Below are 9,105 nucleotides of genomic sequence, written 5' to 3'. Positions count from 1 at the left end.
TGCATGCACTGGCCGCTGTCAGCGCCGTTCTGCGTCTGGCTCCTGTCCAGCGTCTTTGCCCGGGTGTCCCCCGCGGCCGCGGGCGTCGGGGAAAATTTTGCCCGGCGCCCGTCACCCCCCCCCGGGGGCGGCACCCCCCCACCCTCCCGCCCCCTTGTGGTGGGGGCCCGGGGCCCCCCCCGCGCGGGGGGGACCCGATGGTGCCCCGCCGTCCCGGCGGCCGAAACGCGCTGCCTCCGCACGTCGGCCCGCGCGGCAGCGGAACCGTCTACTTCTCGGGCATGAGGACGGTGTCGATGATGTAGACGTCGGCGTTGGCGGTCTTGACGTTGCCGCAGACCACATCGGCGCTGTCGTTGACCTTGTAGGACTCACCCGAGCCGGCGGTGGTGAGCTTGGACTTCTCCAGGGTTTCGAAGGAACCGTTCTCCAGGTCCTCGGGAGCCAGCTTCTGACCCACCACGTGGTACGTGAGGATCTTGGTCAGCTGAGCCTTGTCGTTGAGCACCTTGTCGAGGTCGGCCTTCGGGATCTTCGCGAAGGCGTCATTGGTCGGCGCGAACACCGTGATGTTCTTCGCGTTGTTCAGCGTGTCGACCAGGCCGGCCTTCTTGACCGCACTGACCAGGGTCGACAGCGCGGGGTTGTTCGAGGCCGCCGTGGCGACCGGGTCCTTGGCCATTCCGTCGAACGAGCCCGCCCCCTCCTTGGGGACCGTGGAACACGCCGGTCCGAACGGCTCGCTCGTCCCGGCCGGCATGTCCTTCGACGGACCGGCCTGGTCCGCCCCCTTCGACGCGGCCGACGTGGAACCCTCGGAAGCCTTCTCCTCGGAACCACTGTCCGAGCAAGCGGTCAGCGCCAACGGCAGCACCGCGGCGGCGACCACAGCGACAGCGGCCCGACGGAAGTGAGTACGCATGACAGTCCCTCAGCGATCTGGAATGTGAAGGCCATTCGCCTTCATCACAGGGAATCCGGCGCCGGCCGCGTGACGGATTGGTCGCCCGCTCGAAAGAGTGATCCGCGTGTGGCGCTGCCCCGGCGCGCAGTACAGCGCGCGTCGATTCAGTCGACGGTGACCGCGACCGTGTGCCAGCCGGTGGCGCCGTCCGGCATGGTGTCGGCGCGCTTCTCCGTCTGGGTCTCGCCCGTGCGGTCGGTCGCCCGGACGGTCAGCGTGTGACCGCCCTTGGTCGCCTGCCACGCGTAGGACCACTGCCTCCAGGTGTCCCGCGTGTCCTCGGCGGCGAGGCGGGCCTCCTGCCACGGACCGTCGTCGACCCGGACTTCCACCTTGTCGATGCCCCGGTGCTGGGCCCAGGCGACGCCGGCCACCATGACGGTGCCGGCCTGCGGCCGGCCGAACGGCTTGGGCGTGTCGATGCGCGACTCGGTCTTGATCGGGGCCTGCTGCGCCCAGTCCCGCTCGACCCAGTACGCGTCATAGGCGTCGAACGTGGTCAGTTCGATGTCTCTGATCCACTTGCAGGCGGAGACATAGCCGTACAGGCCGGGGACGACCATGCGGACCGGGAAGCCGTGCTCGAAAGGCAGCGGCTGACCGTTCATGCCGACGGCGAGCAGGGCGTCGCGTCCGTCCATGACGTCCTCGACCGGACTGCCGATGGTCATGCCGTCCACCGAGCGGGCCACCAGTTGATCGGCGGGGCCGGACTTCGACGGGGGCCTCACCCCGCACTGTTCGAGCACATCGGCCAGGCGGACTCCGATCCAGCGGGCGTTTCCGACGTAGGGGCCTCCCACCTCGTTGGAGACACAGGTCAGCGTGATGTCGCGCTCGATGAGCGGCATGTTCAGCAAGTCGTGGAAGGTCAGGGTGCGTTCACGCTGCACGCCCAGCCCGTGGATGCGCAGTCGCCAGGACGTCGCGTCGACCTTGGGCACGACGAGCGCGGTGTCGACCCGGTAGAAGTCCGCGTTCGGCGTCACGAACGGGCTGATGCCCTTGATCCGCAGCCCAGCCCCCTTGGGCACCGGGGACGCGGAGGACGACGGCCTGGGGAGGACGATCCCCTTGCGGGAGGCGACGGCACCCTGGCCCTGGGATCCGTTCAGCGCACGCCCTGCGAGTCCGGCACCGGTGGAGGCGGCCGCGGTCGCGGTGGCTGCGCGGATGAAGCCGCGCCGGTCCCACCCGGAACCGTCCGCCCCGTCACCGGGGCGCGTCCCGGACGGGCTGCCCTCCCTTCCTGCAGTTGCCTGATCATGCTCGCGCACACCGTGGCCGGCGTCGCCCAGCCGTCCGATGAGCCAGAAGAGCAGACAGGCGCCCGCGACAGCTCCGACCGTGGAGGGCAGCGCATCTCCGGCACCGGTCGAGTCCGGTCGACCGGTGGCGGCCAGCGCCCCGACGACGCCGAAGGCGAGCACTCCCAGTGAACCGATGAGTCGCCACCGCGTGGCCAGCATGCCGAGCGCCAGGGCCAGCACGGTCAGCACCGCGAGGATGCCGAGTTGGAGCACGAGCTTGTCGTCGGTGCCGAACTGCCGGATGGCCCAGTCCTTCACCGCGGCGGGCGTACGGTCGATGGCCGCACCGCCCACAGCGATCACCGGGCCCGATTCCGGGCGCACGGCCGCGGACACCAGTTCCGCGACCGCGATGGCCGCGTAGCCGGCGAGCAGACCGCTCACCGCGCCGGCGGTCAAGCGTCGGATGCCGCGCAGCGGCGGAGAGGAAACGTCGTCGTCCATGCTCGGGATCCGTCCTCGCACCGCACTTGGATTGGTCCTTCACGCCATCGAAAGAGGCCTGAAGCCGCCGAAGGAGGCCTGAAGCCGCTCGATCAAGTATGTCGGCCGTGCCGGGCGAGAACCTGAGCGCGGCCGGTACGGGCCCGCACCTTCATGGCACCCGCAGCTGCGGCAGACACGCCACCGCGGCGCCCGTGCGGGCGTCCGCGCTTTGTTACGGGCAGATGTATTGACACCGGTCAGGGCGGCGGGCAGCATCCCACCCAAGTTAATTAACTATCTAGTGCGTTAACTGCTTCGGCCGGGCATGCGACACTCGCCCTACGCCTGGCCTCCCCCGCAACACGCCGTTCACGTACCCGCGCCACCCGCCGCCCGCACCGACCGGGCCGGTGGCTGTCCCCCGAGGAGTCCACGTGTCCGCTCACCCGCACGCCGGCGGGGCGCCGCCCGCTCCGCCCCAGGGCAAACCACGCAAGGCCGCCCTCGCCGCCTGGATCGGCAGCGCCCTGGAGTACTACGACTTCTTCATCTACGGCAGCGCCGCCGCGCTGGTCTTCCCGAAGGTCTTCTTCGCCCCGGACGACCCGGCGACCGCGACCCTGATCTCGCTGGCGACCTTCGGCGTCGCCTACGCCGCGCGCCCCGTCGGAGCACTCTTCCTCGGCCACCTCGGTGACCGGCTCGGACGGCGCACGATCATGGTGTGGACCCTGATCCTGATGGGTCTGTCCACCTTCCTGATCGGGTGCCTGCCCACCTACGCCCAGGCCGGCACCACCGCCCCGGTGCTGCTCGTACTGATGCGTGTGCTGCAGGGCCTGTCCGCGGCCGGCGAGCAGGCCAGCTCGAACGCCATGACGCTGGAGCACGCGCCGGAGCACCGGCGCGGTTACTACACCAGCTTCACACTGAACGGCACCCAGGCGGGCCAGATCCTCGCGACCCTGGTGTTCATCCCCGTCGCGGCGCTCCCCGACGAGCAGCTGTACTCGTGGGGATGGCGGATCCCGTTCCTGCTGAGCGCCCTCGTCGCCATCGCGGGGTATGTCATCCGCCGGACGCTCGAGGAGACCCCGGTGTTCCAGCAGGCGTCCGCCGGACAGGACGTGGCCAGGATGCCGCTGGCGGAGCTGCTCAGGAACCACTGGGCCGACGTCCTGCGGGTGGTCGCGGCGGCCCTGATCGCGACGGTCAGCACGATCTTCTCCGTCTGGGCACTCTCGTACGCCACGAGTGAGGCCGCGGGGCTGACCAAGTCGGGGATGCTTTGGGTGAACGGCTGCGCCAACGCGGCGGCGCTGGTCGCCATCCCGTTGTGGGCGAAGCTCTCCGACCGGATCGGCCGCAGGCCGGTCTTCCTCGTCGGCGCACTCGGATCCGGCGTCATGATCTTCGTCTACCTGTGGGCGATCTCCACGGGCAGCTATCCCCTGGTCTTCGTGACCGGGCTGCTGTTCTTCGGCGTCGTCTACAGCGCGGCCAACGGCATCTGGCCCTCCTTCTACAGCGAGATGTTCCCGGCCCGTGTCCGGCTGTCCGGCGTGGCCGTCGGCACGCAGACCGGCTTCGCCGTGGCCGGGTTCGCCGTGACGTTCGCCGCTCAGATCGCCGGCCCGAACGGCGACAACTGGGTGGGGGTCGCGGCCTTCACCGCGGCCTTCTGCGCCGTCTGCGCGATCGCCGTGGCGACCGGGCGCGAGACCCACAGGACACCCACCGCGGAACTCGGCCTGCGCCCCTCGCCCGAACCGGACCGGGCATCGCAACGCCAGCCGGTCGCACGCTGAGCGAGCCCGCCAGCCGGCCCCCTTCGCCGGGGTGGCCCCTCCCCAGGCATTTCCACCGGCCGCCCCGGCATCGTAATGTACGAACTAGTTAGTTATTAAGTGGCGCGTCCGAACCACGGGAGCATGGGATGACCTCGTACCTCACCGGCCTGATCGGCAGCGGCATCGGCCCCTCGCTGTCCCCCGCACTCCATGAACGCGAGGCCGACCGGCACGGTGTCCGTCTGGTCTACCGCACCCTCGACATCGACGTGCTGGGCATCGCTCCCGAGGACGTCGGCGAACTGCTGCGCGCGGCCCGCCGGCTCGGCTTCGACGGACTGAACATCACCCACCCCTGCAAGCAGCTCGTGATCGAGCACCTCGACGAGCTGGCCCCGGAGGCGGCCGAGCTCGGCGCGGTGAACACCGTCGTCTTCAGCGGCGGCCGCGCGATCGGGCACAACACCGACGTCACCGGCTTCGCCCAGTCCTTCGCCCGCGGCCTGCGCGACGTCCCGACCGAACATGTCGTCCAGCTCGGAGCGGGCGGGGCCGGCGCGGCGGTGGCGCACGCGCTGCTGACCCTCGGCGTCGACCGCCTCACCTTGCTCGACACCGACCCCGCGCGCGCCGACCGGCTGGCCGGCGCGTTGACCGAACGCTTCGGCCCCGGACGGGCGTCCGGAGCCGCCGTGGCGGACGCGCCGGGGCACCTGGCCGACGCCGACGGGCTCGTCCACGCCACCCCCACCGGGATGGCCGCCCACCCCGGGATGCCGCTGCCCGCGGAGCTCCTCCGCCCCGCGATGTGGGTGGCCGAGGTGGTCTACCGCCCACTGGAGACCGAGCTGCTGCGCCAGGCAGCGGCGCTCGGCTGCCGCACGCTCGACGGCGGTGGCATGGCCGTCTTCCAGGCCGCCGACGCCTTCCGGCTCTTCACCGGCCTCGAACCCCACACCGAACACATGCTCGCCGACCTCGCCCGCCTGGCCGCCACCCCGGTCTGAGTCATCAAGAGGAGCACCCCCTTGCGCAAGTCGATCGCCACCGTCTCCCTCAGCGGCCCGCTCTCCGAGAAGCTCACCGCCATCGCCACCGCCGGCTTCGACGGCGTGGAGATCTTCGAGAACGATCTGCTCTCCACCTCGCTCAGCCCCGAGGACGTGCGCCTGCGCTGCGCCGACCTCGGCCTGAGCATCGACCTCTACCAGCCGTTCCGCGACTTCGAGGCCGTCCCCGCCGAGCTGCTCGCCCGCAACCTCCGGCGCGCGGAACGGAAGTTCGACGTGATGGAGCGACTGGGCGCCGATCTGCTGCTGGTCTGCTCCAGCGTCGACCCGGAATCCCTGGACGACGACGCTCTCGCCGCCGAGCAGTTGCGACAGCTCGCGGACCGGGCACAGCGGCGCGGCATCCGCATCGCGTACGAGGCACTCGCCTGGGGCCGTCACGTCGATACGTACGACCACGCCTGGCGGATCGTCGAACAGGCCGACCATCCGGCCCTAGGCACCTGCCTGGACAGCTTCCACATCCTCTCCCGGGCCGACGATCCTGGCGGTATCGCCGACATCCCCGGCGAGAAGATCTTCTTCCTCCAGCTGGCCGACGCACCGCTGATGGCGATGGACGTCCTGCAGTGGAGCCGCCACTACCGCTGCTTCCCGGGCCAGGGCGGCCTCGATGTCGCCGGCGTGGTGGCGGCGGCCGTCAAGGCCGGATACCGAGGCCCCCTGTCCCTCGAAGTGTTCAACGACGTCTTCCGGCAGGCCGGCGCGGCGTCCACCGCCGTCGACGCGCTGCGCTCCCTCCTTCTCCTCGAGGAGTCCGCGGGACTTGCCGCGCCGCCCGCCGCGGCCGCCCCTTCGGGTTTCGCCTTCGCCGAGCTGACCGCGGCCGACACCGAGCCGCTGCGCGGCGTACTGGGGGCGCTGGGCTTCTCCCGTGCCGGACGGCACACCTCCAAACCGGTCGAGCTGTGGCAGCAGGGCGAGGCCCGGATCCTGGTGAACACCGGCGCGGGCGGCCACCGCGGCGGACCCGCCCTGGCCGCCATCGGCCTGGAGACCCCCGACCCGGCACAGGCCGCACGGCGCGCGGAGGCACTGCTCGCCCCTGTCGTCCCGCGCCGGCGCGGCCCGAAGGACACTCCGCTGGATGCCGTCGCCGCACCCGACGCGACGCAGCTGTTCTTCTGCCGTACGGGCAGGCCGGACCATCCGAGCTGGACCGACGACTTCACCGGTCTGCCGCCGACGCCCGCGGAGCCGGCCGGTGGCGTCAGTCGCATCGACCACATCGCGCTGACCCAGCCATGGCACCAGTTCGACGAGGCCTCACTGTTCTACCGCAGCGTCCTGGGGCTCCAGGCCGATGAGAGCCTCGATCTGGCCGACCCATACGGGCTGTTCCGCAGCCGCGCCGTCGCCGGCCCGGACGGTGGCGTGCGGATCGCCCTCAACGTCGCCCCCGCGCCGGGCGAGGAGAACGTCCGCTTCCAGCACATCGCGCTGGCGACGGACGACATCGTCGCCACGGCCCGTCTCCTGCGGGAGCGGGGTGCGGGGCTGCTGCCGATCCCCGACAACTACTACGACGATCTGGACGCGCGCCACGACATCGAGCCACACCTTCTGCGGACACTGCGGGAGTCGGGCATCCTCTACGACCGCGACGAGACGGGGGAGTTCTTCCACTGCTACACCCCCACGATCGGGCGGGTCTTCTTCGAGCTGGTGCAACGCACCGGCGGCTACCGCGGCTACGGGGCACAGAACGCGGGTGTCCGGCTGGCCGCGCAGCACGCGTACCAGCACGGCGTCTGACCCGCGCGGACGCCTAGGACCTGCTGTGACGGCCGACGTTAGACTGACGGGCCCCGGACAGTCCGTCTCAGCGAGGAGCCGCATGGCCGCCGTTCCCCCGTCAGCCAAGCCCGCCAGGCGCACCCGCGACGCGGCTCGGACCCAGGCGGAGATCCTCGACGTGGCCACGGAGGAGTTCGCCCGCCTCGGCTTCACGGGCGCGCGGGTGGACGAGATCGCCGCCCGCATGCGCACCACCAAGCGGATGATCTACTACTACTTCGGCAGCAAGGAGCAGCTCTTCACCGCGGTCCTGGAGCGGGCCTACGCGGTCATCCGGCGCCAGGAGCAGCAGCTCGACGTCGAGCACCTGGACCCGGTGTCCGCGATCCGCCGCCTGGCCGAGCTCACCTTCGACCACCACGAGGCACACCCCGACTTCATCCGCCTGGTCAGCATCGAGAACATCCACGAGGCCGAGCACATCGCGGCAGCCTCCAGCCTGGGCTCCCTCAGCTCCCCCGCGACCGAGGTCATCGGCCGCATTCTGGAGGCCGGGCGCGAGCAGGGTGTCTTCACGGCCGACGTGGACGCCGTCGACCTGCACGCGATGATCAGCTCGTTCTGCTTCTTCAGAGTGGCCAACCGGCACACCTTCCAGGCGCTGTTCGGACGTGACCTCACGCAGCCGGGGCGGCGCGAGCACTACCGGACGATGCTCGGCGACATGGTCATCGCGTACCTGACGTCGACGCCCTGACCTTCCGGGGACGGTCCGGAGGTGCTCTCGTCGGCCTTCTAGGATTGTGGACGTGAACGCAGGAACCCATGACATCGAGAAGGCCGCCGGTGTGCTGCGCGCCGGCGGTCTGGTGGCCCTCCCGACCGAGACCGTCTACGGACTGGGAGCCGACGCCGAGAACCCCGAGGCCGTCTCGCGCATCTTCCAGGTCAAGGGGCGTCCGCCGTCCCATCCGCTGATCGTCCACATCGGCGGTTCCGAGCAGCTGGACGACTGGGTGCGGGAGGTGCCCGCGACCGCCCGGCTGCTGGCGGAGCACTTCTGGCCGGGGCCTCTGACCCTGGTCCTGCGCCGGGGGCGACGGGTCCCCCTCGAAGCGACGGGCGGCTTGGAGACGGTGGCCGTGCGGGTGCCGGACCACCCCGTCGCCCTCTCGTTGCTGGCGGCGTTCGGCGGCGGTGTCACGGCCCCGTCCGCCAACCGTTTCGGGCAGGTCAGCCCCACCACCGCCGAGGACGTCCGTGCCGAGCTCGGCGACGCCGTCGACTTCGTGCTGGACGGCGGCCGCTGTGAGGTCGGAGTCGAGTCCACGATCGTCGACGTCACGAGCGAGATCCCGACCATCCTGCGGCCCGGCGGGGTGACACGCGAAGACCTCGAAGAAGTGCTGGGCCACCCGATCGACGTTCCTTCGGCGAGCCAGGTCCGGGTGCCGGGCCAGCACCCCTCCCACTACGCCCCGCGCGCTCGTGTCGTCCTCGTCGAGGCGGAAGAGGTCGCCGCCGAAGCGGCACGGGCCCAGGCGTCGGGGCACCAGGTGGGTGTCCTGCTCCCCGCCGCCCTCACGGACGCCGACGTGAAGGCGCACACCGTGGTGACGGTCCCGGGTTCGATGTCCGACTACGCGCGCCGGCTGTACGGGTTCCTGCGGGAGTTCGACGAGCGCGGATGCGACCTCGTCATCGCGTCACTGCCCGCGGAAGCGGGGCTGGGCCTGGCGATCGCCAACCGGCTGCGGCGCGCGGCGGGGCCCCGGACCGTCGTGTGACCACGGGCTGATGCCGTGCCG

General features: G+C 71.0%; 7 protein-coding genes. 5 read left to right on the top strand and 2 right to left on the bottom strand.

Going from position 1 to position 9,105, the window contains the following annotated elements; genetic code table 11:
• Positions 1-268: 268 nt before the first annotated feature.
• Together ACFW9D_RS36580 and ACFW9D_RS36575 are read right to left on the bottom strand one after the other, a co-directional pair.
• Entirely contained in the window at positions 269-922 is a 654-nt protein-coding gene (locus ACFW9D_RS36580; RefSeq protein WP_384629577.1) for a fasciclin domain-containing protein, read from the bottom strand.
• Between the two features lie 146 nt (positions 923-1,068).
• Complete coding sequence (locus ACFW9D_RS36575) at positions 1,069-2,718, bottom strand: sulfite oxidase (RefSeq protein WP_384629575.1); 1,650 nt, start codon at positions 2,716-2,718, stop codon at positions 1,069-1,071.
• 416 nt (positions 2,719-3,134) lie between these two features.
• Between ACFW9D_RS36575 and ACFW9D_RS36570 the strand changes: the two genes are divergently transcribed.
• From ACFW9D_RS36570 to ACFW9D_RS36550, 5 genes are all read left to right on the top strand, one after another.
• Positions 3,135-4,508 (top strand): MFS transporter, encoded by a 1,374-nt coding sequence (locus ACFW9D_RS36570; RefSeq protein WP_384629573.1) that lies wholly within the window; start codon positions 3,135-3,137, stop codon positions 4,506-4,508.
• Between the two features lie 128 nt (positions 4,509-4,636).
• Positions 4,637-5,497, top strand: a complete 861-nt coding sequence (locus ACFW9D_RS36565) for a shikimate dehydrogenase (RefSeq protein WP_384629570.1) — start codon at positions 4,637-4,639, stop codon at positions 5,495-5,497.
• A 21-nt stretch (positions 5,498-5,518) separates the two neighbouring features.
• Positions 5,519-7,315 (top strand): bifunctional sugar phosphate isomerase/epimerase/4-hydroxyphenylpyruvate dioxygenase family protein, encoded by a 1,797-nt coding sequence (locus ACFW9D_RS36560; protein WP_384629567.1) that lies wholly within the window; start codon positions 5,519-5,521, stop codon positions 7,313-7,315.
• A gap of 82 nt (positions 7,316-7,397) precedes the next feature.
• A complete protein-coding gene (locus ACFW9D_RS36555; RefSeq protein WP_188340964.1) occupies positions 7,398-8,054 on the top strand; it encodes a TetR family transcriptional regulator in 657 nt (218 codons plus the stop codon).
• 52 nt (positions 8,055-8,106) lie between these two features.
• A complete protein-coding gene (locus ACFW9D_RS36550; protein WP_384629564.1) occupies positions 8,107-9,084 on the top strand; it encodes an L-threonylcarbamoyladenylate synthase in 978 nt (325 codons plus the stop codon).
• The last annotated feature ends 21 nt before the right edge of the window (positions 9,085-9,105 follow it).

Source organism: Streptomyces sp. NPDC059524 (assembly GCF_042749255.1).
Lineage (GTDB): Bacteria > Actinomycetota > Actinomycetes > Streptomycetales > Streptomycetaceae > Streptomyces > Streptomyces xanthii.
The sequence above is the reverse complement of the archived record's forward strand: the minus strand, read 5'-3'. Positions and strand labels throughout refer to the sequence as shown.

Excerpts from the sequence above, each read along its gene's own strand:
- ACFW9D_RS36580 (WP_384629577.1), bottom strand. The coding sequence starts at position 922 with ATGCGTACTCACTTCCGTCGGGCCGCTGTCGCTGTGGTCGCCGCCGCG.
- ACFW9D_RS36575 (WP_384629575.1), bottom strand. The coding sequence starts at position 2,718 with ATGGACGACGACGTTTCCTCTCCGCCGCTGCGCGGCATCCGACGCTTG.
- ACFW9D_RS36565 (WP_384629570.1), top strand. The coding sequence starts at position 4,637 with ATGACCTCGTACCTCACCGGCCTGATCGGCAGCGGCATCGGCCCCTCG.
- ACFW9D_RS36555 (WP_188340964.1), top strand. The coding sequence starts at position 7,398 with ATGGCCGCCGTTCCCCCGTCAGCCAAGCCCGCCAGGCGCACCCGCGAC.